The organism is Ampullimonas aquatilis (assembly GCF_049675895.1).
GTDB lineage: Bacteria > Pseudomonadota > Gammaproteobacteria > Burkholderiales > Burkholderiaceae_D > Ampullimonas > Ampullimonas aquatilis.
The window spans coordinates 2,948,302-2,972,570 of sequence record NZ_CP183834.1; the positions used below are offsets into that span (position 1 = coordinate 2,948,302).

Consider the following 24,269-nt stretch of genomic DNA (forward strand, 5'->3'; position numbering starts at 1 on the left):
ACTCCAAAGAAAGGTTGAACTCATGAATCCAATCGATTACTTTGCGATGCTGGTCTCCGATGACAACACCATTCCCCTCACGGAAGCCGCACTTTCTCTGGCCCAAGATGCCTATCCAGATCTTGATCTGCAAGAACAGCTGGATGTCATTGACGCTTTTGCCTGCAAATTAAAAAAACGCATTCCAGCTGACGCGCCTGCCGTTAACCGATTGCGCATCCTCAATCAATTTTATTTTGACGAACTCGGCTTTGCCGGCAACATCAATCACTATCATGAGCCAGATAACAGCTATCTGAATCGCGTTCTGGAAACCCGTCGAGGCATTCCGATTTCTCTTGCGATCATCTACATGGACATTGGTCAACAGATTGGTCTATCGCTGCGCGGAGTATCATTTCCTGGCCATTTTCTGGTCAAACTGAAGGTCAATTCGGGAGAAATTTTTCTTGACCCTTTCAATGGCGTCTCACTGTCTAAAGAAGCGCTGGAAGACAAGCTGATTCCTTATTTGGAGGATAGTCACGTCACCATTCCTCTGCAGCAATACCTGAGTGCAGCCGGATCACGAGACATCCTGGTGCGAATGTTGCGCAATCTAAAAAACATCTATCTGCAAAGCCGGCGCTGGGAAAGATTGCTGGCCATTCAGCAACGTCTGGTGATTTTGTTGCCAGACTCAGTAGAAGAAAAACGTGACCGTGGGCTCGCCTATGCCAATCTGGACTTCTTCAAGCCTGCGGTAGAAGATCTTGAAGTTTATTTGGCTGCACGCCCAACAGCAATCGATGCGAAGACCTTACGCGAGCAATTACCCGCGTTAAAACAATCTCGCAAAAAATTGAGCTGAATCAGATTGGTCTATTCTTAAGACTACCTATTCTAAAAATTCAAAATTCAGATAACAATAAAAAAACCGGCCACCCTTATCAAGTGGCCGGTTAACAGAAAGCATCTGTTTAGGGATTAATCATCAGCATAGATATCGCGATCTTTCGTTTCACGGATAAACAGTGTTCCGATCACAAAAGTCATTAATGCAATGATGATTGGATACCACAAACCGTAATACACATCCCCTTTCAAGGCAACCAGAGCAAACGCTGTGGTTGGCAAGAGACCACCAAACCAACCGTTACCAATATGGTACGGCAGCGACATGGAAGTATAGCGGATGCGAGTTGGGAACATCTCAACCAGCATGGCAGCGATCGGACCATAAACCATGGTCACATAGAGTACCAAGATCGTCAGTAGCAACAGAACCATTGGTTTGTTGATTTGAGTTGGATCAGCTTTGGCAGGATAACCAGCGGCTTTGATAGCCTCGCCAAAAGTTTTACCAAACTCATCTGCCTTGGCTTTGGCATCAGCTGCTGCCAAGCCAGTTGCAGTATAGCTTTCAATGCTTGTGTCACCAATCTTGATAATGGCTGGTGTGCCTGGGGCAGCAACTTCATTGGAATAGTTCACTGAAGCAGCAGCCAGTTTAGCCTTGGCAATATCGCAGGATGAAGTGAATTTTTTGGTACCAGTCGGGTTGAACTGGAATGAGCATTCGCCAGGATCCGCTACAACAACGACTGGCGCTTTAGCTTGTGCAGCTTCCAGAGCTGGGTTGCCATAGTGTGTCAAGGCCTTGAAGATTGGGAAGTAAGTCAAGGCAGCAATCAGGCAGCCAGCCATGATAATGGGCTTACGACCAATCTTGTCTGACAATGTGCCAAACACGATGAAGAATGGCGTACCCACCAACAGTGACAAAGCAATCAGAATGTTAGCAGTAGCACCATCGACTTTCAGTGTTTGTGTCAGGAAGAAGAGTGCATAGAACTGACCGGTATACCAAACAACCGCTTGGCCGGCAGTCAAGCCAACCAAAGCCAGAATGACGATCTTGAGGTTTTTCCATTGACCAAAAGATTCAGTCAGTGGTGCCTTGGATGTTTTACCTTCAGCCTTCATTTTTTTGAACGCAGGAGACTCATTCATCGACAGACGAATATAAACCGAGACAGCCAGGAGCAGGATCGACACGACAAACGGAATGCGCCAGCCCCAGTCAGCAAAAGCTTCTTCACCAACCGCAGTACGGGCACCCAAAATCACCATCAGTGACAGGAACAGACCCAATGTAGCGGTGGTCTGAATCCATGCTGTGTAAGCACCACGTTTACCGTGCGGTGCATGTTCGGCCACATAAGTTGCGGCACCACCATATTCACCACCCAGAGCCAGACCTTGCAAGACGCGCAGGCCAACCAGAATCACTGGCGCAGCCACACCGATGGACGCATAGTTGGGCAAGCAACCCACAATGAAGGTGGAAGCACCCATGATCAAGATAGTCACCAGAAAGGTGTATTTACGACCGATCATGTCGCCCAGACGACCAAACACCAAAGCACCGAAAGGACGGACGATAAAGCCAGCAGCAAAAGCCAGCAAAGCAAAAATGAAAGCAGTATTTGGATCCACACCAGCAAAGAACTGCTTACTGATAATGGCAGCCAGTGAACCGTATAGATAGAAATCGTACCACTCAAAAACTGTACCGAGCGACGATGCAAAGATCACCTTTTTTTCTTCGGCGGTCATTGCAGTCGATACCTTGTTTGGCATGACGTAGGCCATAGTTGTCTCCTCTTGTAATAGTTCCTATGAATATAGGAATGGGGCGATTCTGGGAGTGCAAACTTACTGTGCTCTGACGTAGAACTTACTTTGCGCTTACTCCACCCCCTCGGAATTACCCTTAAGCAAAAGGAGTATTTAAATTTAACCTTTAAATACGCACCCAAGAGTAGTCATATTTGCATATACAACTACCTAGTATGCAAATTAAAGCATGTCATCAAAATTTATAGTGGTGCGAATTAGTTTGAATCTGACCGTAAATAAAGTGCCGGGCAGCTTGGGATCATTGATTCTTGGATTAGGGATAACGCTGATCGTCGCGTCATGTTGTGAGGTAATTTCTTTGACAATCGCCAAACCAAGACCGCTGCCATCGGCGCTATTACCCAGTACTCGGTAAAAGCGATCGAACACGAGTTCACGTTCCGCTTCCGGAATGCCTGGACCCGAATCTTCAACCTGTAAAAGACAATAATGAATCACATCGGTGCTCGTGTCATCACCCACTTCATCCAGCAACCTCAATGTAACCTTGCCACCCATGGGCGTGTAGCGCAACGCATTGTCCAGCAGGTTTTTGATCATCTCGCGCAATAGGATGGCGTTACCCATGATGATCTGCGGCATCGGCGCGTCTTCAAATCCCAAGTCAATTTGATGATCAATCGCAAAGGGCACGGCATCCATCATGGCATCACGCGCTACTTCAGCCAAATCCAGTGGTGCCATCTGCTGAATCGACCCAGCCTGATTTTCTGCCTTGGCGAGGGCCAATAGTTGATTAATCAAATGCGTGGCGCGCTGGGTGCCATTGGAGAGTTGCGTCAGATTACGATGAATCTCACCAATGTCACGTTCCCGCAATGCCAATTCGGCCTGCATCCGCAAACCTGCCAAGGGCGTTTTCATCTGGTGCGCCGCATCGGCGATAAACCGTTTTTGCGTGGTCACGTTCTGCTCCAGCCGTTGCAGCAGATCATTGAAGGAGTCGACCAGTGGTGCCACTTCTTCGGGTGCCTCGCGCAAATCAATGGGACTCAGGTCATCCGGTTTACGCGCACGAATCCGGTATTGCAATTCATTCAAGGGCTTGATGCCACGTGACAGACCAAACCATACCAGCACCACTGCAATGGGCAAGATCACAAACTGTGGCAGGATCACGCCCTTGATAATTTCATTAGCCAATTGGCCCCGCTTCTCAAGTGTTTCACCCACTTGTACCAGGACGGGTTTATTGTTGGGACTAATGGGTGCGGCACCCTTGATTTTTTTAAGATCAACCCAGGTATAGGCAATCCGAATATCGTTACCACGCAGCGTTTCATTGCGAAACTGCACCAATCCTGCGACCGGCTTGTCTTCTTCCGGTGGCGCAGGCATTTCCTGATCGCCGCCCACCAACTCACCCTTGTAGCCTTGTACCAGGTAATAAATGCTGTCGGTATCATCCGCCCGCAAAATCTCCCGCGCCGGGATCGGTAACTGCAAAACCACATGACCATTGATCTCGCGCACTTGCTGCGCCAGCACGGTCACACTGTCATTAAGTGCATGATCAAAGCGGGCATTGGCAATCGATTTGGCAATGATGTAGGTCACCGCAATACTCATCGGCCATAACAATAACAGTGGCGCGAGCATCCAGTCCAAAATTTCACCGAATAAAGAACGCTGCGTTGGCTCGACAACGTCGTTGGCGACGCTGCCAGTCATATTACGAACAGTCTCGCTGACTGTATCTGTGACAGCCGCCAATGGCGAAGATGGTCCGGCCATATCAGCCTTTTACCTGCAGAGGACAGGATGACTCAGGATGTGGCTTCACTCGGTCCAGTTGCCGCAGGAGGTTGAATTTTTTCAAGGCAGTAACCCAAACCACGCACTGTCGCAATGCGTACACCGTCAGTTTCGATTTTCTTGCGTAAACGATGAACGTAGACCTCAATCGCGTTATTGCTGACCTCTTCGCCCCACTCACACAAATGGTCTACCAACTGCTCCTTGGAAACCAGCCGGCCGGTTCTTTGCAGCAACACTTCGAGCAAACCCAGTTCACGCGCAGACAGATCCAGCATCTGCTCATGCAGATAAGCAATTCGGCCCACCTGATCAAAAGTCAGCGGCCCATGTTTGACCACCGAACCACCACCACCCACACCACGACGTGTGAGCGCGCGTACCCGCGCTTCCAGCTCCGACAAGGCAAATGGCTTGGCCATATAGTCATCAGCACCCAGATCAAGACCCTTGACGCGCTCCTCCACACTATCGGCCGCAGTCAAAATCAACACTGGCACCATCGACCCACGGGTTCTCATGCGCCGCAATACCTCCAGTCCGGACATCTTCGGCAAGCCCAGATCCAAGATCAACAGATCAAACTGATGTGCCGACAAAGCCAGATCCGCATCCGAACCTGTTTTAACATGATCCACCGCATAACCGGCATGCCTGAGTGAACGGGTTAAACCATCGGCCAGTATATGGTCATCTTCGGCAAGCAAAATTCTCATTTAGTCCCCCCAACTCCTCTACACCGATAGTGTATCGTGCAATTTCTAAAAAAGAAGCTTGCAAAACATACTGTTTTTTTATACAGTTACATCCATTGAGCGACATACCGCTTTTTCACTATTTTCTCTCATCACTGGATAATCTCACATGAACGACATCTCCCGCCCACATAGCAACATGAGTTCCGAGAAAAACAAGGCTTTAGCCGCCGCATTAGCGCAAATTGAAAAGCAGTTTGGTAAAGGCTCAGTCATGCGCATGGGCGAAAATGAAGTCGCTCAAGATATCCAGGTGGTTTCTACCGGTTCGCTCGGACTGGACATTGCATTGGGTGTTGGCGGCTTGCCACGCGGTCGGGTTGTGGAAATTTATGGTCCAGAATCATCTGGCAAAACTACCCTGACGCTGCAAGTCATTGCCGAAATGCAAAAGCTTGGCGGTACCTGTGCCTTTATTGACGCCGAACATGCACTGGACGCGCAATACGCCCAAAAACTGGGTGTCAATCTGCAAGACCTGCTGATTTCTCAACCAGATACAGGCGAGCAAGCCTTGGAAATCACCGACGCATTGGTGCGCTCCGGTTCAATTGACCTGATCGTGATCGACTCGGTCGCCGCGCTCACACCAAAAGCCGAAATTGAAGGCGATATGGGCGACTCCCTCCCCGGTCTGCAAGCACGGCTGATGAGTCAGGCACTGCGTAAATTGACGGGTTCCATCAATCGCACCAACTGCATGGTGATTTTCATTAACCAGATCCGCATGAAAATTGGCGTGATGTTTGGCTCACCTGAAACAACGACAGGCGGCAATGCACTCAAGTTTTACGCTTCGGTACGTTTGGATATTCGCCGGGTAGGCAGTATCAAGCGCGGTGACGAAGTCGTTGGTAATGAAACCAAAGTCAAAGTGGTTAAAAATAAAGTTTCTCCTCCCTTTAAACAAGCCGACTTCGACATCCTGTACGGCGAAGGCATTTCACGCGAAGGCGAAGTCATTGATCTGGGTGTAATCGCTAAAGTCGTGGATAAATCAGGCGCCTGGTATGCCTACAATGGTGAAAAAATTGGCCAGGGTAAAGACAATGCTCGCGAATTTTTGCGTGCCAACCCGGAGCTGTCGCGTGAGATTGAAAACAAAGTACGGGTTGCCATGGGCGTTGCTGAAATGAACACCTTCGCACCCAGCCCGGAAGAACTCAAGGAAGCAGAATAAGCATCCGTGCTGCGCTGACAATCCTGCTACGCCATGGTAGTACCCAGCCTTAAAGCTCGTGCACTGCGTTATTTATCGCAGCGTGAACATAGTCGGCTTGAGCTACGGCGCAAATTGGCAAGGCATACCGAAGAACCTGATACGCTTGATGCCTTGCTTGACGAACTGGAAACAAGGGGTTGGCTGAATAGTCAACGCTTTGCTGAAAGTTTCATTCATCGACGCGCCAACAAACTGGGCACCAGCCGTATCCTCGCCGAACTGAAGCAACATGCCATTGGACCGGACTTGCTTGGTCAGGCACAACAGGCTTTACAAGGATCCGAAATGGCAAGAGCCCAAGCCGTCTGGCAAAAACGCTTTGGTGAGTCGGCCAGCTCCGCGCAAGAGCGTGCCAAGCAAATCCGCTTTCTGCAAAATCGTGGATTCAGCCATGACATCATCTCGCAAGTCTTAAAATACCGGATTGCACATGAGGAAAGTTGAGCTGTTACGACTTCAGTGACGCCATCATCATAGTGCACTGCAAAATTTCTAGGGTAAGTACTAGTCATATGCTAAAATTTTCTAGTTAAGTGGGAAGTTATTCCATTAGAAGCACCGGAAAACCATCGCTCTCATAAGAAAAACCCTCAGGCACATAGACCTGTCCCAGCCCTAAGAATTCTGTTTTGCATCTTGTGGATATATTCCCAACTAGCGCTGTCTGTCTACTAAAAATAATTAGGCACGGCATTACCGACTGAGCACGTTAAGGCATTTACCTGGCTGATTGTTGGAGACACAGACACCGAGGTTTTATCCCACCATTATGTAACGTCTTTTTCGAGGGAGTAGTGCATGAAAATTCACGAGTATCAGGGTAAGGAAATCCTGCGCAAATTCAATGTGCCAGTACCGCGTGGCATTCCGGCTCTGACTGTGGACGAGGCCGTCAAAGCTGCCACCGAACTGGGTGGCCCGGTATGGGTTGTCAAAGCCCAGATTCATGCTGGTGGCCGTGGTAAAGGCGGCGGCGTCAAAGTGGCCAAAAGCCTGGAACAGGTCAAGGAATATTCCACGAACATTCTGGGTATGCAGCTGATCACGCATCAGACTGGACCAGAAGGCCAAAAAGTGAATCGTCTCTTGATTGAAGACGGCGCAGACATCAAAAAAGAATACTATGTTGCCGTTCTGACTGACCGCGCCACTCAAAAAGTCGCCGTGATGGCTTCCAGTGAAGGTGGCATGGACATTGAAGAAGTGGCCCATTCAACCCCAGAAAAAATCCTCAAAGAATTTGCTGACCCACTGACCGGCCTGACCGACGCACAAGCCGAATCCTTGATGCGCGGTATCGGCGTGCCCGAAGCCTCACTGGCACAAGCCCGTGATGTCCTCAAAAATCTGTATCGCTGCTATATGGAAACAGATGCTTCCCTGGCCGAGATCAATCCGCTGATCCTGGAAGGCAATGGCAACATCAAGGCTCTGGACGCCAAATTCAACTTCGACCCGAACGCGCTGTTCCGTCATCCAGAAATCGTGGCCTATCGCGATCTGGACGAAGAGGATCCTGCCGAAGTCGAAGCCTCAAAATTTGACCTGGCCTATATCAGCCTGGACGGCAATATTGGCTGTCTGGTCAATGGCGCTGGTCTGGCCATGGCGACCATGGATACCATCAAACTGTTTGGCGGCGAACCTGCCAACTTCCTCGATGTGGGTGGTGGCGCTACTGCCGAAAAAGTGACTGAAGCCTTCAAGATTATGCTCAAAAACAAGAGCGTACAGGCGATTCTGGTCAATATCTTTGGCGGCATCATGCGCTGTGACACGATTGCTGAGGGCGTCATCACTGCCTGCAAAGCAGTCAATCTGTCCGTGCCACTGGTAGTGCGCATGAAAGGCACCAACGAAGAACTCGGCAAGAAAATGCTGGCTGAGTCTGGTTTGCCCATCATCGCTGCCAATACGATGGCTGAAGCTGCCGAAAAAGTGGTTGCCGCTGCTGCCAAATGATTCTGATTGGCGCTGCTTGCCTATCAGCGCGGTGCCAGCTCAACACATTGAGGATTTAACATGTCGATTCTGATTAACAAAGATACCAAAGTCATTACCCAGGGTATTACTGGTAAAACTGGCCAATTTCACACCCGTGGCTGCCGTGACTACGCCAACGGCAAAGCTGCTTTTGTCGCAGGTGTGAATCCTAAAAAAGCTGGCGAGGATTTCGAAGGCATTCCTATTTACGCCAGCGTCAAAGATGCCAAAGCACAAACCGGCGCTACCGTTTCCGTGATTTACGTACCACCAGCTGGCGCTGCTGCCGCCATTTGGGAGGCTGTCGAAGCCGATCTCGACTTGACCATTTGCATTACCGAAGGCATTCCTGTTCGTGACATGCTCGAAGTACGCAACAAAATGAAAGCCAAAGAAGCCGCTGGCGGCAAGAAAACCTTGCTGCTTGGTCCTAACTGCCCTGGTCTGATTACACCTGAAGAAATCAAGATTGGCATCATGCCCGGTCACATTCACCGCAAAGGTCGGATCGGCGTGGTTTCACGTTCTGGCACATTGACCTATGAAGCGGTTGCCCAGTTGACCGAAATCGGTTTGGGTCAATCCAGCGCCGTTGGTATTGGCGGTGATCCGATCAATGGCTTGAAGCACATTGATGTCATGCAAATGTTCAACGATGATCCTGACACGGATGCCGTCATCATGATTGGCGAAATTGGCGGTCCAGACGAAGCCGAAGCCGCCATGTGGTGTAAAGCCAATATGAAAAAGCCGATCGTTGGCTTTATCGCTGGTGTGACTGCACCTCCCGGCAAACGCATGGGTCATGCTGGTGCGCTGATTTCCGGTGGTGCTGATACAGCCGATGCCAAATTGGCCATCATGGAAGAATGTGGCTTCACAGTCACACGCAATCCATCTGAAATGGCCAAGCTGCTCAAAGGCCTGCTGTAATCAGCATTGGCGTTTAGCCACTTGATAACGGCATCATGGTTCGCCATGATGCCGTTATCATTTTGACTCAAAGCTTTTTCAACACCTAAAATATACTTACCCAGTGTATTATTTATAGACCAATAAATAAGCACTTAAGCGGTATAAAATTAATCATACTCCCACTTTAGGCTGTAAAAATGCTAGCCCTGTTTACTGAACCCGGTTTCTGGATTGCCCTGTTGAAAATCATTTGGGTCAATATTTTGCTCTCTGGCGACAATGCGGTCGTCATCGCTTTGGCCGCCCGCAATCTGCCCCCAAAACAACAACGCCACGCCATCGTTTTTGGTAGTGCGGCCGCTATCGTTTTGCGCGTAGTACTCACTTTGTTTGCAGTACAACTGTTGCAACTGCCTTACCTGAAGGTGGTCGGCGCACTGTTACTGCTCTGGATTGGCATTCAGTTACTGCAACCCGCAGACAATGATAGTGATTTGCATGCGCATGACAGCGTATTTGCGGCAATCCGTACCATTCTGATCGCCGATCTGGTCATGAGCCTGGACAATGTCATTGCCGTTGCCGGTGCAGCCGACAGCGCACCCGAAGCCTATCAATATGCGCTGCTGATTATTGGCTTGGGCCTGTCAATCCCGCTGATCATCGTAGGCAGTAGTATTCTGTTGAAAATCATGGATCGTTTTCCTGCCATCATCACTGCTGGCGCCGCCTTGCTGGGCTTTGTAGCGGGAGAAATGATTGTGACAGATCCAGCCTTGGCCCATCAATTTGACCATTCGCTGGACTACACAGTCAGCATTGGCGGTGCCATTTTGGTTGTGGTGGTGGGTACCTGGTTGGCCAGTCACAAAAAAAAGTTGTCGCCGTGACGCGGTCGCTTTAACAAATTGGGGCAAACCATGAGCAATTCAGTCGACTTTGCCCGCATCAGCTTGAATTGTAACGATATAATTGGCCGATATTGCTGAGCATGACAGCCTTAGTGGCTGCTGATGACAGCCAATCCTTCATGCGCAATAAAGGTGAAAAAGATCGCTAGCTCCACCGCAACCCCACCTCATGGCAGCTCAACCTGGTATCGCTCCGATCGGTTCCTTGCCGTTATTGCAATGGTGCTGGTTTTGCTGGTGTATTTCACCACCGACCTGATTCAAAGCCTGGAACGCAAAGCTTACGACCTGGCCGTCAGCTTCTCTGGCAAAACACCTTATTCCGACCTGGCTGTCATTGCCGTTGACGATCGCAGCATCAGCAATATTGGTCGCTGGCCGTGGAGCCGCGACGTCCACGCCAAACTGATCGACAAGCTCAACAAAGCCGGTGCCAAACAGATTGTTGAAACGGTCTTCTTTTTTGAGCCACAAGCCGACCAGGGTCTGCACTACATCGAACAACTCGCCCTGTTGCAACAACAGGCTGAACAAAATGATCCTGCACTGGCACAAGGAAAAATGGCTGAAATCATTCGAGAAGCCAAACAAACACTCGATGCAGATAGTCGTCTGGTGACCAGCATCAGCAATGCAGGCAATGTCATTTTGCCCAACGTCTTTGATCTGCGTGCCTACCCCAACCAGACCACCACCGACCTGCCCGACTTTGCTCGCCAGGCTTCATTCAATGACAATAAAGGCAAAACCTGGGTGCTTCAGGCTACGGCGGTACAGTGGCCGTTGAGCTCATTGGCCCAGGCTGCTGCGGGTATTGGTCATCTTAATGCGCTGCCCGATAAAGACGGCACCTTGCGCTCGGAGCCACTCCTCATCGAATATCAAAATCGTTTTTACCCTTCGCTAGCCATGGTATCAGCCATGAAAATCATGGATATCAAATTGAGTGATCTCAAGCTTGACTGGGGTAACCGCATCACCATGGGTAAACAGGTGATTCAAACTGATAGCGCCATGTCCATGCTGACCCGGTTTTATCAGGATCGGACACGTCGACCAGCGTTCTCTGTCGATTCATTTTTTGATGTTTACAATGATGCCATTCCCCAATCCAAGTTTGCCGGCAAAACTGTCTTGATTGGTGCGACCGCCTCCGGCGTCGGGACCAGCCAGATCACGCCAATTTCATCGGATATGCCCCCTGTACTGTCGCTGGCGCACTCGATTTCCACACTCGTGCAAGGCGATAATTTAGTCGCACCAGGATGGGGCATCATGCTTGAATGGGGACTTGCTGTTGCCGCCCTGGCCTACTTGGCATTGGCCTTGCCGCAACTCACAGCCGCTCGCGCAGCCACTATCACCTTTGTCTTCACATTGGGCTTGTTGGTGACCCATCACTTTCTGATCAGCCAGCAAGGCCTTTGGTTACCGATGATGCTGCCGGTTGTCATTTTGCTGGTTGGCCATTTGCTGCTCACTACCCATCGCTATCTGGTGACCGAAAAAGGCAAGCAACAGTCCGATGCCGAATCTGCCGAATCCAATCGCTTGCTGGGTTTGGCATTTCAAAGCCAAGGACAGCTCGACATTGCCTTTGACAAATTTCGGCTTTGCCCGATGGAGCCCCGATTGATGGAAAATCTCTACAATCTGGCCAGCGATTTTGAGCGCAAGCGATTGTTCAACAAAGCCTATTCCGTCTACGCCTATTTAACCGATCACGACCCCAACTTTCGGGATGCCAAGGAAAAACTGGATCGAACCCGCCAGCTATCAGAAAGCATGGTGTTTTCATCAGTTAACTCACTGGCCAAGACCCAGGTACTGCTTAATAATCATTCTGGCATGCAAAAGCCCATGCTGGGACGCTATCAAATTGATAAAGAAATTGGCAAAGGCGCCATGGGAGTGGTTTATCTTGGTCAAGATCCCAAACTGAATCGTCGGGTGGCCATTAAAACGCTGGCTTTAGGCAATGAATTTGATGGCGAAGAATTGGAAGAAGTCAAACAACGCTTTTTCCGTGAGGCTGAAACTGTCGGTCGACTGCACCATCCCTATATTGTGACAATCTTTGATGCAGGCGAAGAAGAAGACCTGGCCTATATTGCAATGGAATTTCTGCAAGGTGAAAGCCTCTCCATTCACACCCGCGCTGACAAACTGTTACCACTCAAGACGGTGGTAGATATTTGCTCAAGAGTGGCTGAGGCCTTACATTATGCACATACCAAACATGTGGTGCATCGTGACATCAAACCGGCCAATATTATGTATGAAGCAGCAACTGATACCGTCAAAGTCACTGACTTTGGCGTCGCCCGCATTACGGACTCGACCCGCACCAAAACCGGGCTGGTATTAGGCACACCGTCGTACATGTCACCCGAGCAATTAGCGGGAAAACGCATCGATGGCCGTTCTGATCTGTTTTCTCTCACAGTCAGCCTGTATCAGCTCTGTACCGGTAAACTGCCGTTCATTGCCGAATCCATGACGCAACTGATGTTTAAAATTGCCAATGAAACACCCGCTGACATTCGTAAGTCGGTTGAAGGCATTCCGGAAGAATTGGTTGCCATCATCGAAAAGGGTCTGGACAAATTACCCTCACGCCGTTTTCAAGACGGTGAGGAAATGGCATTCGCCTTGCGTGAAGTCATGAATCGTTTACCTGATTACACAATCTGAACATGCCCCACAAACTTAAACTCGAAATTGCCAGCGTGACCGATATCGGTCTGGTAAGACGCGGCAATGAGGACATGATCGGCCATCATGAAGCCAGCGGGCTATTTGTGCTGGCAGATGGCATGGGCGGCTACAACGCTGGGGAAATTGCCAGTTCCATGGCGGTTGAAGGTCTATTAGAGGCCCTGCCCCCCGAACTGGACAAACATGATTTTCAAAGTTCGAGTGATTCATTACATGAAATCCTGACCAAAGGCATTGAATCAGTCAATCTCTCCATTTTCAAGGCAGCCCAATCTGAAACCAAATACGCAGGGATGGGCACCACACTGGTGGTCGGTACCTTTCAGCATGGCTACATCACCATCGCCCATATCGGCGACAGCCGTGCCTACCGTCTGCGCGATTTTCGGCTGACCCAATTGACTCATGATCACTCACTCCTACAAGAACAGATTGATATTGGCCTGTTGAGCGAAGATCAGGCGCGTCAATCGCCGCACCGAAATTTAGTGACTCGCGCACTCGGGGTCGAGGCCAATGTGTTGCCTGAAATTCATGACCATACCGTACGCAATGGTGATTTATTTTTGTTTTGCTCTGATGGCCTCACTGACATGATCAATGACGAGAACATTGCGCAATTGCTGCTGGATGGTCAACAGCCGGGCGTGATTCCGCCCCCTTCGGAATCGGCGCCATCGGTGCAAACCATGGTCAATCGATTATTGCAGGCAGCACTACACGCTGGTGGTGACGACAATACTTCCATCATTTTGGTCCGCGTGATTGAAACGCCACCATCACTGGTCAGAACGACACCTAACCTGGATGCTCGTAGCATTTTTGCGCGTATGCTGAGTCGACTGAAGTAATATCGAGGTATCGCCTCTGGCACTTTTTATAAAAGGCTGCGACAATCTGTAACAACTTTTACATTTTAGAGTTCCACAATTAAGGGAACCAGTCGATTTTGGGGCTGTTTATAATCCGAGTGGGCTATAAACAAACACAAGTCAATGAGACAAGGCTCGGACAGGTGATATCGACGTGAAATCACCGTCAATAAACTGTCGTAACACCTTGTTTTTCCAACCATATAAAGAGTTTAGGTAAATTAATGGGAAAGTTGATTCTTTCACTTGACGGGATTGTCCTCAAGGAAACACCCATCACCAAAGAGCGCACCACAATCGGTCGACGCGCTCATAATGATCTGGTTATCGATAATCTCGTGGTCAGTGGCGAACATGCGGCCATCGTCACGATCATGAACGATGCTTTTTTAGAGGACATGAACAGTACCAATGGCACCTTGGTCAATGGGCAACCGATCAAAAAGCATTTTCTGCAAAACAATGATCTGATTGAAGTTGGTAAATATAAAATCAAATATATTGCCGAATCCAGAACCCAAACCGGTATTTTTGATAGTGCCAGCCGCGCCAGCGCAGCATTGACCAACTCGGGTCGCTTCAAGGTAACGCCGCCGATTCTTGGCAATAATGACAGCTATCAGGCAACCCAAAAAATTGAACCCGGTAGCAATATGCTCAGGTCTGGCAGTCATCTGGCATACAGTAATACCAATACCCAGACTGTTGCACCGTCCATTTTTGGTAACACCGTATCTGGCGCGCCAATCAGTAATGGTCCACGCGCGATTATTCGGGTATTAAATGGCAAAAACTTTGGCAAGGAATTAGAGTTCAACAAAGCGTTGACCACCATTGGGCGACCTGGTGTACAGGTAGCGGTCATTACCAAAAGACCGCAAGGTTTTTATATCACGCATGTTGAAGGCATCAATACACCTGTGGTCAACAATCAGCCAATCGGCGCCGACCCTGTCAAACTGAATGATCACGACATCATCGAATTGTCTGGCACGCAGATGGAATTTTCCTACAAGGTTTAATCCGTTTGATTAACCGCATCCGCCAGCTTTGGGGCGAACTACGCTGCTCTCCTGGCAGGGAGCGGTTGCGCGGCCAAATGGCCACACAGTTGCTCAACCGGCACTGGCCGCGCTATCTGATTGGCATCACGCTGGTCATTTCCCTGCTTTTGCATGCAACTGGCTATGGGCCCTGGATCGTTGTTCAAAAGCTGGAGCAATGGATTTATGACTCCCGTCTTGTGGCACTTATGCCGCAATCACGCGATCCACACATCGTCATTTTAGACATCGACGAAAAAAGTCTCTCTGAATACGGCCGCTGGCCATGGTCCCGCAATAAACTGGCCAATCTGATTGAAACGCTGTTCGAGCAGCAAAAAATTGCACTACTCGGTTTTGATATGGTATTTGGTGAACCAGATACCAGCTCAGGGTTGGCAACACTTGAATTGCTGGCACAAAAAGAGTTTGTCAATGTGCCAGGCTTCAGAGAAAAGCTCAATGGTCTCAAGCCACAACTTGACTATGATGCCCAGTTTCGTGAAGCATTAAAGAAATACCCGGTGGTACTGAGCTTTTATCTGACCAATACTTATCAATCCGATATTTTGCTGCCTTCGGTAATTGATCCGATTACCCAAGAAGCAACCAAGTCCACCATCTACAGTAGTGGTCGATTGCCCAACTCGGTACTTCCTTCCCAAATCTTTGAAGATACCGCCATTCATATTGCTGAATGGGATGCTTATCGTGCCAATTTGCAGGAATTAGGCGATGCCTCTTTAGGTGCTGGATTTTTCAACCCTATTGTGGATCCCGATGGTAAAGTCAGACAAGTACCGCTGATTGCCGCCTACCGACCAGAAAAAGGGCAACCCGCCAGTTATCAAGAGTCATTTGCCCTGGCGATGCTAAGAGCAGGACTGGGTTCTCCACCGCTTCAACCCAATCTGGTATCAATACCTTTATCACTTGATGCCATCACCCAATGGATTGGGACCGGTAAACCTTATCGAGGGATAGAATCATTTCGTCTGGCTGTCAAAGATCAAACGCTGCAAATCCCAGTTGATAACCATGCCGAAGTATTGATTCCTTATCGTGGCAAACCTGGGCGACAAGGTGGCTCTTTTTCATACTACTCTGCCGCCGATGTGCTTTCTAAGCGAGTTCCCCCCGAAACATTAAAAGGCAAAATTGTTTTGGTTGGCACCACTGCACAGGGTTTGATGGACCTACGAAATACACCGGTGGCTGAGGTATATCCCGGAGTGGAAATTCATGCCAGTCTCTTATCTGGCATGCTCGAAAGAAAAATCAAGAGCAAACCTGATTTTTCAATCGGCTATGAAGTCGGTGTCATCTTGCTACTGGGCTTGCCATTGGCGATTGCCTTGCCAACCCTGTCGGCAGTAGCTGCGATACTGTTGACCTTTCTCGCTGTCACCAGCGCCATCAGCCTTAATTTATGGCTCTATGAAGCCGCCAATATGGCGCTACCGCTTGCATCTATTTTGGTGTTGCTGTTCTTATTACTGTTTTTCAATATCGTCTATGGCTATCTGATCGAAAGTCGTACCAAACGTGAGTTGGCTCGACTATTTGGTTCCTATGTACCACCCGAGCTGGTTGAAGAGATGGCCAGAGACCCGCGTTCATACTCCATGCAGGGTAGTAGCAAAGAATTGACGGTCATGTTTGCCGATGTACGTAACTTCACCAGCATTTCCGAATCACTCGACCCACAAGACCTACGCGAATTCATTAATAGCTACCTGACCGAAATGACGATGGTGATTCAACGGCATCGCGGCACCTTGGACAAATATGTCGGCGATGGCATCATGGCTTTCTGGGGCGCACCCATTACCGATGAACAACATGCTGAACATGCCGTACGCAATGCCCTGGCGATGCGCTCGCTGCTTAAAAAATTCAACCGCCGCATGAGTGAAATTGGTCTGCCTAAAATTTCGATCGGGATCGGTATCAACAGTGGCGTTATGAGCGTGGGCGACATGGGATCAAAGATCCGGCGCGCCTATACCGTAGTGGGTGATGCCGTCAACCTGGCATCACGACTCGAAAGTCTTTCCAAATACTATGGCGTATCTATTCTAGTGGGCGAACAAACCCGCCAAAAAGTTCCTGGCATTGTATTTAGAGAAATTGATACAGTCTGTGTCCATGGAAAAGAGATTGCAGTTCGCCTGTTTGAGCCCATCAGCTACGAGAAAGATGTTAACAACTACATCCAGGAAGAACTCGATATCTGGCATCGACAATTGGAGCACTATCGAAATGGTCATTGGTCAGAAGCCATGCAAGAACTGACACGATTGCTGAAACGTAATCCTGAATCTCGGCTTTATCGCCTTTTTGAAACCCGCTTACAGAAATTCAACCATACTCCGCCTGTATCCTGGAATGGTATTACCTACTTCGACGCAAAATGAAAATTAAAGTACTAGGCTGTAGCGGCGGGATCGGTGGCGCAAGTACGCGCACCACTTGTTTACTGGTCGATATGGATATCCTGATCGATGCCGGCACTGCAGCAGCCGATTTACCACTGGAAGCACTGTGTCAGATTGATCACATTTTTCTTACCCACTCGCATCTCGATCATATTGCATCATTGCCCTTTATTCTTGATTCGACATTGGGTTTACGCAATCGGCCAATTCGCATCTATGCCTTGCCACAAACCATCAATGTTCTGAAAGATCACATTTTCAATTGGTCAATCTGGCCTGACTTCACCACCATTCCAGATCCGGCCTCGCCCTGTGTACAATTTATTCCGATCGCTGTTGGTGATCGTTTTACCCTGAATGGCCGAACCTTCACCACAGTGCCAGCCAATCATGTGGTTCCCGCAGTTGGTTATATTGTCAAAGGATCCCAAGCAACGCTTGCGTTTACCGGCGATACCACGACTAATCCCGCCTTCTGGCCCTGGATCAACGACATCCAAGATTTACGTTACCTCATTATTGAAACAGCCTTTTCAAACCGTGAACGTGATCTGGCCGAAAAGAGTAAACACTTATGTCCGAGCTTATTAGCCAATGAGCTGGATTCTCTCAAAAGAGAAGTTGAAATTTTCATTACCCATCTCAAGCCCAATGAAGCCGAAATCATCATGGAAGAAATCCATGCCATGATGGCACAGTCGAGTCGCAAAGATCTGCTCATCAAGCCACTTGAAACCGGGCTAACGTTCGAAATCTGAACGGAACAATACTGCTACACACGATCACCCTAAGCCATCGAATGATTCGATGGCTTTTTTTTTGTCCACTTTTCAGTTATGACTGACAATATTTGTCACTCGATGACTAAATTTTGTCAGCGCTTATCCCACTTCTGTCGACCTATCTGGATTCATTCTTTAATTCCGTACCAAGCTGGTTTGGTCAAAAAGCGGCTCAATCAGCTTTTCCTGAGAACAAAGTCACAAAATTCAAACGCAAATCACCACTTTGGGCATGACTGGCACAAACGGGCACGCTGCTCGCAATAGGTAAGGCATGGGACAGATGGTCTGGCCCGCTCAACTGGAGAATACAGATGAAACGAGTACAAAAAGGTTTTACCCTCATTGAATTGATGATCGTTGTTGCAATTATCGGTATCCTGGCCGCTGTTGCTATTCCTGCCTACCAAAACTACACACTGCGTGCCCGTGTGACAGAAGGCCTGAATCTGGCTGCTGCTGCTAAAGCAGCTGTCGCCGATACAATGAGCAGCTCTGCCGGCCTCGCTGTTGCCGCTTATGCTGGTACTGGCGCGCCTGTTGCCGGCTCATATGGCTACCAATTTGCTTTAGCTGCTGGTGGTGGTACTCGTGATGTTGCATCCATCGCCATTGCTGCTACTGCCGCCACACCTGCTGCAGGTAACGGCGAAATTGACATTACTTACACAACTGCAATTCCTGCTCCAACATCCCCACTACATGTTCTGATTCGTCCTGGTTCAGGTGTTCTGAGTACGACTACAGGTTTGCCTGCAGGTGCCATGCAGGCAGCATCCCCAATCGTTTGGGGTTGCCATATCAACGCGATTGGTAATGCTCAATTGGTTCCAGCTAACTGCCGCTACTAATCCGGCTGGTTAACTTAAAAGCCGCCTTCGGGCGGCTTTTTTATTTGATGCTTAACAAAATTTGCTTTGCCATGGGCTAATAAACTGGATCAATTCACAGCATCATTCAGGCACTTTCCATCTTAATAAAAATCAGGCTAAAATTTTCAACTGATCCTGCTCATTACACCACCTACTGACTCACCATGAAAAACCGCTTACGTTTTGCCATTCGCTTCGCCACAGCTCATTTCTTGATCAGTCTGGGAATTGCTATCGTCAGCGCTGCTTTAGTTTTTATGGTCTGGTATCCAGGCGTATTGGCCAAATTGACGAGTGTCACCAAAATTTACTGGATCGTCCTGGGCGTTGATGTCACGCTCGGCCCACTCTTGACCTTGATTGTGGCCTCTCCCAAAAAAGGATTGCGTGAACGAATCAGTGATTTCGCCGTGATCGGGTTGATTCAGATCGCCGCACTCATCTATGGCATGTCCACCGTCTTTGATGGTCGCCCGGCGTATATTGTTTATAACGTCGACCGTTTTGATGTCGTCGCCGCCAATGATTTAGATGAAGAAGATATCAAAACAGCCAAACCTGAATATCAAAAGCTGTCCTTCTTTGGCCCCAAATTAGTCGCTGCAATTGCACCAAGCGACCCGGATGAGCGTAACAAGCTAACACTTTCATCTCTGGACGGTGGCAAAGACTTACCCCAACTACCCAAATATTACCTAGATTATGCAGACGTCAAACAGGCAGCCATTGATCACAGCCTTGATCTTTCAGTCGTGCGTGAAAAAAATCCTGATCAATTGGACAAGCTGCAAAAAGCCTTGACCAAAACCAACATACCGGAAGAGCAGATTCGTGTGCTGATTATCAAAGTCAAAAACTACTACATGACGGCCTTGATCGATAAGCGTGATGCCCATTTATTGGAAATTGTGGATTTGAAATCCTGGAATTAAGAAAGCTATCCGGCCAATCCAGGCGGGATTGATAGAGGAGTCAAAATGTCACGAGTGCTTTAGACTAAGCAACTCAAGCACCCGCCGTCCAGCTACCGCTCTTGCCACCATGCTTTTCCAGCAGGCGGACATTACCCATCACCATGCCCCGATCAACGGCCTTGCACATATCGTAAATCGTCAATAGGCCGACTTGCACGGCGGTGAGTGCTTCCATTTCAACCCCGGTCTGGCCGGTGGTTTCTGCCTGTACCATGCAAACCACTGTGTGCCTATCGGCTTCCACCACAAACTCGACCGAAACCTTGCTCAGAGCCAAGGGATGGCATAGGGGAATCAGATCAGCCGTTCTTTTACTGGCCATGATGGCAGCAATCCGTGCCACGCCCAGCACATCTCCTTTTTTGGCCTGCCCCGCAACAATCAAGGCCAGTGTCGCGGGTTGCATGACAATCTCACCAACGGCAACCGCAATCCGGTGAGTCGCCACTTTTTGGCTGATATCGACCATCTGCGCCTGGCCTTGTGAATCAAAATGCGTTAATTGCGACATAAACTATTCAATCAAAAGGGTTTCAAAACTAAATTCAAATTAGCGATTGAACGGGTTCAAACAACCACCGACCGAACTATTCGGCAAGGCGGTTATCATAACAGGCAGTCACTACTTCGTTAATCCTGCAAAGTGCTCTCATACTGAAGCCATTTTTGCTACTGACAATACCGTTTTTTGAGCCGCTTTTTTTAAGTTCATCCTTCATGCCAAGACATTTTTGCACTCCACACTCACTTTCTACATCGGCCTTATCAGGTAAGCAGCCAGTCTTCCACAGACTGGTCAAACCGCTGCTGGTCAGTTTGTTGTTGAGCTGGAATAGTCCACTGTTGCTGGCGCAAAGCAGTCCGTCCGAAGTTATTATCAATCGGCCTGACAATATTGAGCTACCTACTTTAGGAGATGCCGCCAGTGAAGACTTGTCGCCTGCGGCTGAACGGCGCATTGGTGTACAGGCCATGCAGCAGATCCGGCAAGACCCGGATTACATCGACGACGGTTTACTCACTGACTACCTCAATGGCTTTGCCTACCAGTTGTTATCGGCTGCCCGCGTCAGCGATATTGGTCTGGGTGCGTCCGACTTTGAACTGTTTGGTGTGCGTGATACCAATATCAACGCCTTTGCCATGCCCGGCGGTTTTATTGGCGTCAACACGGGTCTGTTGGTGGCGGCACAAACTGAATCCGAACTGGCTTCGGTATTGGCTCACGAATGTGGCCACGTCTTGCAACGCCATTTGGCGCGCCAACTCGGCCTGCAAAAACAGACCAGCCCGATTGCGATTGCGGCACTGATTCTGGCTCTGCTCGCCGCCCGTTCCAATCCGGATGCCGCAATTGGTGGCGCTTTGACCGGTCAGGCAGCCGCGCTGCAAAAGCAACTCAACTTCAGCCGCGATGCCGAACGCGAAGCTGACCGGGTTGGGTTTCAATTACTGCGCGATGCCGGTTATGACGTCAATGGCATGCCCGGCTTTTTCACGCGCCTGCAAAATGCCACGCGAGCTTATGACAGCGCCGCCCCGGTTTACCTGCGCACCCACCCGCTGACCACCGAACGGATTGCCGACATTCAAAACCGCGCCCGCAATGCCCGTGGCAAACCTTATACCGACTCACCCGAATTTGTTCTGCTCAAGGCACGAGCTCGCGTGCTGCAAACCGTGTCGGTACAAACCCAGCTTGATGCACGCAATTATTTTGACAACCAACTCAAGCGCAGCAATTTGAGCCCCAATGACGAACTCGGTGTACGGTATGGCATCGCCCTGCTGGATTTGCGCGACAACCGGGTGGCCGTGGCCAAAGCCGCCCTGCCCGACCTGCAAAATCGGCTCAAGCAAATTGCCAAACGCAGCAGCCCCGTACTCGAAGAGCTGGGGATTGAAATTGCCATGCAGGACAACCGCGCTAATGACGCTGTCAAACTGGCTGAAAATGCGCGCCGCCAGTTTCCGCTATCTCGTGCCTTGAGCCTGGATTACGCCAGGGCTTTGCAAAAAGCCGATCGGCATGCCGAAGCGGTGGCGTATTTGCGCGATCAGGTGCAACTCTATCGCCAGGAAGGTGCGCTATGGGATTTGCTCGCCACCAGTTATGACGCTCTGCATAAGCGTTCGCTGCAAATGGCGGCATCAGCGGAAAGCGCCATGCTCAAAGGGCAAACCCTGGGTGCGGTGCAGCTGCTGGAAAATGCGCGACGCGTCAATGATGCCGACTTTTACGATATGTCGATCATCGATTCGCGCTACAAAGAAGTGCAAAACAAGGCTCGGGAAGAACTCGCAGAACGTGGCAATAATCGCCGAAATATTGCTGAAAACAGCAATACTCTCCTGGAGCATCACCATTAATTAACCCATTAGGTGCGTATTTATTGCTTCTATTTTTTTACTATAGGGAAGTATAAAAATACATTAAACCGCCAAGATGCCAAGCGCGCCAAAAAGAACCTTGAAGGTCAAAGCACTTGCCACAAAGACACAAAGGACACGAAGAAAGAGCCGTCCCTATCATTTTGCCTGAGCAGTGCTGTTGATACACGGGGACAAAGGAATACGCTGTCTCCAGACTGCGCAGGCTTTACTGACACTACTCACACAAGATTTTTCTTGGTGCTCTTTGTGTCTTCGTGGTGAAAAGCATGGGTTTTTCCTTGGCGCACTTGGCGTCTTGGCGGTTCAAATCAGTTAATTCAAACCCAACTTAACGCGGCTGATTGAGCCAGCCAAATTGTGCAGCGGCCTGGGCGCGTTGCAGCGTCTGCACCGTGAGTGTTTGGTCAGGCAAATGCAGCCTCCACGCAGGCAGGTTGGTCATTACCTTGGGCGCCGCTTGATTCTCACCCTCAATCGGCACCAGATAATCGGCCAGCATCACCAAATCCAGATCATGCAGCAAGCCCACGCCATGCTCGGTCTGCAGCAACAAATTACCCGATTCATCCAGCCAGGCCGCTTGCGCTGTCGCCACCAGGCCGGTATGCGTAGTCAACGGCGTTGCGCTGACAGCATGCCAGCGCAAGACCCACGGCGCATAGGCCAAATCCACATAGACTTTTTGCGGGCCATTCTGAAAAAACCAGGCACCGGCATAAGGGCCAGCCAATTCCTGCGCGTAATTGCGGTTGATGAAACCATTCAGTGCTTCATGGCGAATCACATCACCGGGCAGCCCTGCTGCTTGCGCGGCGGCATCACGCATGCGCCACTGGCCGCGCGCATCCAGCGCCAGCCAGCCAAAACAGGCTGGCACATTGGGCCATTTGCGTAAAGCCTGTAAAACCTGTTCATCCATGCTCACGCCTCTGTGCCTTGAAAAACTTCAGTACCCGTACTGGCAACCAGTCGATCGAACCCGGCCAACTACCCGATAAAAACCCCACATGGCCACCCTGCTCAGGCTGTTCCAACGTCACTGCGGCACTCACATCGGCCTGCCTGGGCAGTACCTGTGCGGGCAAAAAAGGATCATTGCGGGCATTGATGATCAGCGTCGGTTGGGTGATGCCCTTGAGCACATGCTTGCCGGAAGCACGATGCCAATAATCGTCGGTGCTGCGATAGCCATGCAAGGGTGCGGTGACCACATTGTCAAATTCGTACAAATCTCGGCTTTGCAACATGATCTGACGATCAAACAAATCCGGAAAATGCTGCAGCTTGTGCAGGCACTTGCGCTTGAGGGTGCGCAAAAACATGCGCGTGTAGAACATGTTAAAACCCTGCGAGAGTGCCTTACCGCCCGCAGCCAGATCAAGCGGTGCAGAGACAATCGCCGCCGCATCAACCAAATTGGCGCGCTCACCTTCTTCGCCCAAAAAACGCACCAACGCATTGCCGCCCAGTGAAATACCTACCACAAAGAGCGGTCCCGCATGTTCAGCCCGAAATTTTTTGAGGATCCAGGCAATTTCGGTCGAATCGCCCGAATGGTAAAAGCGTGGTGCCTGATTGGGCTCACCGGAACAGCCCCGAAAATGTGGCACGGCACCGCGCCAGCCGAGCTGAATCACCGCACCCATCAAGGCGCGTGCATAATGACTTTGCGAACTGCCTTCCAGACCATGAAACATCACCACCAAAGGTTTGGCTCGACCAATATGCTGATTATTGAGCAACCAGTCGACGTCAATAAAATCATCATCGGGCGTACTCCAGCGTTCGCGCCGATACGTTGGCCTGGGAAACCGGCTGCGCCCCAGCAGCGCCGGATAAATGGTTTGGGCATGGGCACTGGCCAACCAGTTGCTACCGTGAAATTCGCTCATCTGGCTTTGATGCACAGATCCACCCACCGATTGGTGAGCGTAATTTTCATGACAAGCAACC

General features: G+C 49.8%; 20 protein-coding genes. 14 read left to right on the forward strand and 6 right to left on the reverse strand.

Annotated elements, in window-relative coordinates; translation table 11 throughout:
• Positions 1-22 precede the first annotated feature (22 nt).
• A complete protein-coding gene (locus ACMYR3_RS13760; RefSeq protein ID WP_424192507.1) occupies positions 23-850 on the forward strand; it encodes a SirB1 family protein in 828 nt (275 codons plus the stop codon).
• A gap of 116 nt (positions 851-966) precedes the next feature.
• Here ACMYR3_RS13760 and ACMYR3_RS13765 read toward each other — a convergent pair whose 3' ends face one another.
• The 3 genes from ACMYR3_RS13765 to ACMYR3_RS13775 form a co-directional block, all read right to left on the reverse strand.
• Complete coding sequence (locus ACMYR3_RS13765) at positions 967-2,634, reverse strand: MFS transporter (RefSeq protein WP_424192508.1); 1,668 nt, start codon at positions 2,632-2,634, stop codon at positions 967-969.
• Positions 2,635-2,841: 207 nt separating this feature from the next.
• Complete coding sequence (locus ACMYR3_RS13770; RefSeq protein WP_424192509.1) at positions 2,842-4,416, reverse strand: sensor histidine kinase N-terminal domain-containing protein; 1,575 nt, start codon at positions 4,414-4,416, stop codon at positions 2,842-2,844.
• 32 nt (positions 4,417-4,448) lie between these two features.
• The gene (locus ACMYR3_RS13775) at positions 4,449-5,153 is read right to left on the reverse strand and encodes a response regulator (protein ID WP_424192510.1); all 705 of its coding nucleotides are present in this window, start codon (positions 5,151-5,153) and stop codon (positions 4,449-4,451) included.
• A gap of 148 nt (positions 5,154-5,301) precedes the next feature.
• Here ACMYR3_RS13775 and recA point away from each other — a divergent pair, with 148 nt between their 5' ends.
• From recA to tfpZ, 12 genes are all read left to right on the forward strand, one after another.
• Positions 5,302-6,372 carry a recombinase RecA gene (recA, locus tag ACMYR3_RS13780; protein WP_424192511.1) on the forward strand — a complete coding sequence of 357 codons (1,071 nt, stop codon included), beginning with the start codon at positions 5,302-5,304 and terminating at the stop codon, positions 6,370-6,372.
• 33 nt (positions 6,373-6,405) lie between these two features.
• Entirely contained in the window at positions 6,406-6,858 is a 453-nt protein-coding gene (gene recX, locus ACMYR3_RS13785) for a recombination regulator RecX (RefSeq protein ID WP_424192512.1), read from the forward strand.
• A gap of 354 nt (positions 6,859-7,212) precedes the next feature.
• Positions 7,213-8,376 carry an ADP-forming succinate--CoA ligase subunit beta gene (sucC, locus tag ACMYR3_RS13790; protein ID WP_424192513.1) on the forward strand — a complete coding sequence of 388 codons (1,164 nt, stop codon included), beginning with the start codon at positions 7,213-7,215 and terminating at the stop codon, positions 8,374-8,376.
• Positions 8,377-8,436: 60 nt separating this feature from the next.
• A complete protein-coding gene (gene sucD / locus ACMYR3_RS13795) occupies positions 8,437-9,330 on the forward strand; it encodes a succinate--CoA ligase subunit alpha (protein ID WP_424192514.1) in 894 nt (297 codons plus the stop codon).
• 179 nt (positions 9,331-9,509) lie between these two features.
• Complete coding sequence (locus ACMYR3_RS13800; protein WP_424192515.1) at positions 9,510-10,202, forward strand: TerC family protein; 693 nt, start codon at positions 9,510-9,512, stop codon at positions 10,200-10,202.
• A gap of 153 nt (positions 10,203-10,355) precedes the next feature.
• Positions 10,356-12,917, forward strand: a complete 2,562-nt coding sequence (locus ACMYR3_RS13805; protein ID WP_424192516.1) for a protein kinase domain-containing protein — start codon at positions 10,356-10,358, stop codon at positions 12,915-12,917.
• A 2-nt stretch (positions 12,918-12,919) separates the two neighbouring features.
• Complete coding sequence (locus ACMYR3_RS13810; RefSeq protein WP_424192517.1) at positions 12,920-13,792, forward strand: Stp1/IreP family PP2C-type Ser/Thr phosphatase; 873 nt, start codon at positions 12,920-12,922, stop codon at positions 13,790-13,792.
• Between the two features lie 245 nt (positions 13,793-14,037).
• Positions 14,038-14,835, forward strand: a complete 798-nt coding sequence (locus ACMYR3_RS13815) for an FHA domain-containing protein (protein ID WP_424192518.1) — start codon at positions 14,038-14,040, stop codon at positions 14,833-14,835.
• Between the two features lie 5 nt (positions 14,836-14,840).
• Positions 14,841-17,273 carry a CHASE2 domain-containing protein gene (locus ACMYR3_RS13820; RefSeq protein WP_424192519.1) on the forward strand — a complete coding sequence of 811 codons (2,433 nt, stop codon included), beginning with the start codon at positions 14,841-14,843 and terminating at the stop codon, positions 17,271-17,273.
• Positions 17,270-18,052, forward strand: coding sequence for an MBL fold metallo-hydrolase (locus ACMYR3_RS13825; RefSeq protein WP_424192520.1), 783 nt, complete (start codon positions 17,270-17,272; stop codon positions 18,050-18,052). The genes ACMYR3_RS13820 and ACMYR3_RS13825 overlap by 4 nt, the downstream gene beginning before the upstream one ends.
• Positions 18,053-18,390: 338 nt before the next feature.
• Positions 18,391-18,927, forward strand: a complete 537-nt coding sequence (locus ACMYR3_RS13830) for a pilin (RefSeq protein ID WP_424192521.1) — start codon at positions 18,391-18,393, stop codon at positions 18,925-18,927.
• Between the two features lie 185 nt (positions 18,928-19,112).
• Positions 19,113-19,880: a TfpX/TfpZ family type IV pilin accessory protein gene (gene tfpZ / locus ACMYR3_RS13835; protein WP_424192522.1), complete on the forward strand. Its 768-nt coding sequence runs from the start codon at positions 19,113-19,115 to the stop codon at positions 19,878-19,880.
• A gap of 73 nt (positions 19,881-19,953) precedes the next feature.
• Here tfpZ and moaC read toward each other — a convergent pair whose 3' ends face one another.
• A complete protein-coding gene (gene moaC, locus ACMYR3_RS13840; protein WP_424192523.1) occupies positions 19,954-20,433 on the reverse strand; it encodes a cyclic pyranopterin monophosphate synthase MoaC in 480 nt (159 codons plus the stop codon).
• Between the two features lie 206 nt (positions 20,434-20,639).
• Here moaC and ACMYR3_RS13845 point away from each other — a divergent pair, with 206 nt between their 5' ends.
• Positions 20,640-22,292, forward strand: a complete 1,653-nt coding sequence (locus tag ACMYR3_RS13845) for a M48 family metalloprotease (protein WP_424192524.1) — start codon at positions 20,640-20,642, stop codon at positions 22,290-22,292.
• 352 nt (positions 22,293-22,644) lie between these two features.
• On the opposite strand, the gene ACMYR3_RS13850 is transcribed toward ACMYR3_RS13845, so the two are convergent.
• Together ACMYR3_RS13850 and ACMYR3_RS13855 are read right to left on the reverse strand one after the other, a co-directional pair.
• Entirely contained in the window at positions 22,645-23,235 is a 591-nt protein-coding gene (locus ACMYR3_RS13850; protein ID WP_424192525.1) for a DUF2946 family protein, read from the reverse strand.
• The gene (locus ACMYR3_RS13855; RefSeq protein ID WP_424192526.1) at positions 23,228-24,208 is read right to left on the reverse strand and encodes a hydrolase; all 981 of its coding nucleotides are present in this window, start codon (positions 24,206-24,208) and stop codon (positions 23,228-23,230) included. Before ACMYR3_RS13855 ends, ACMYR3_RS13850 begins: the two co-directional genes overlap by 8 nt.
• Positions 24,209-24,269 lie beyond the last annotated feature (61 nt).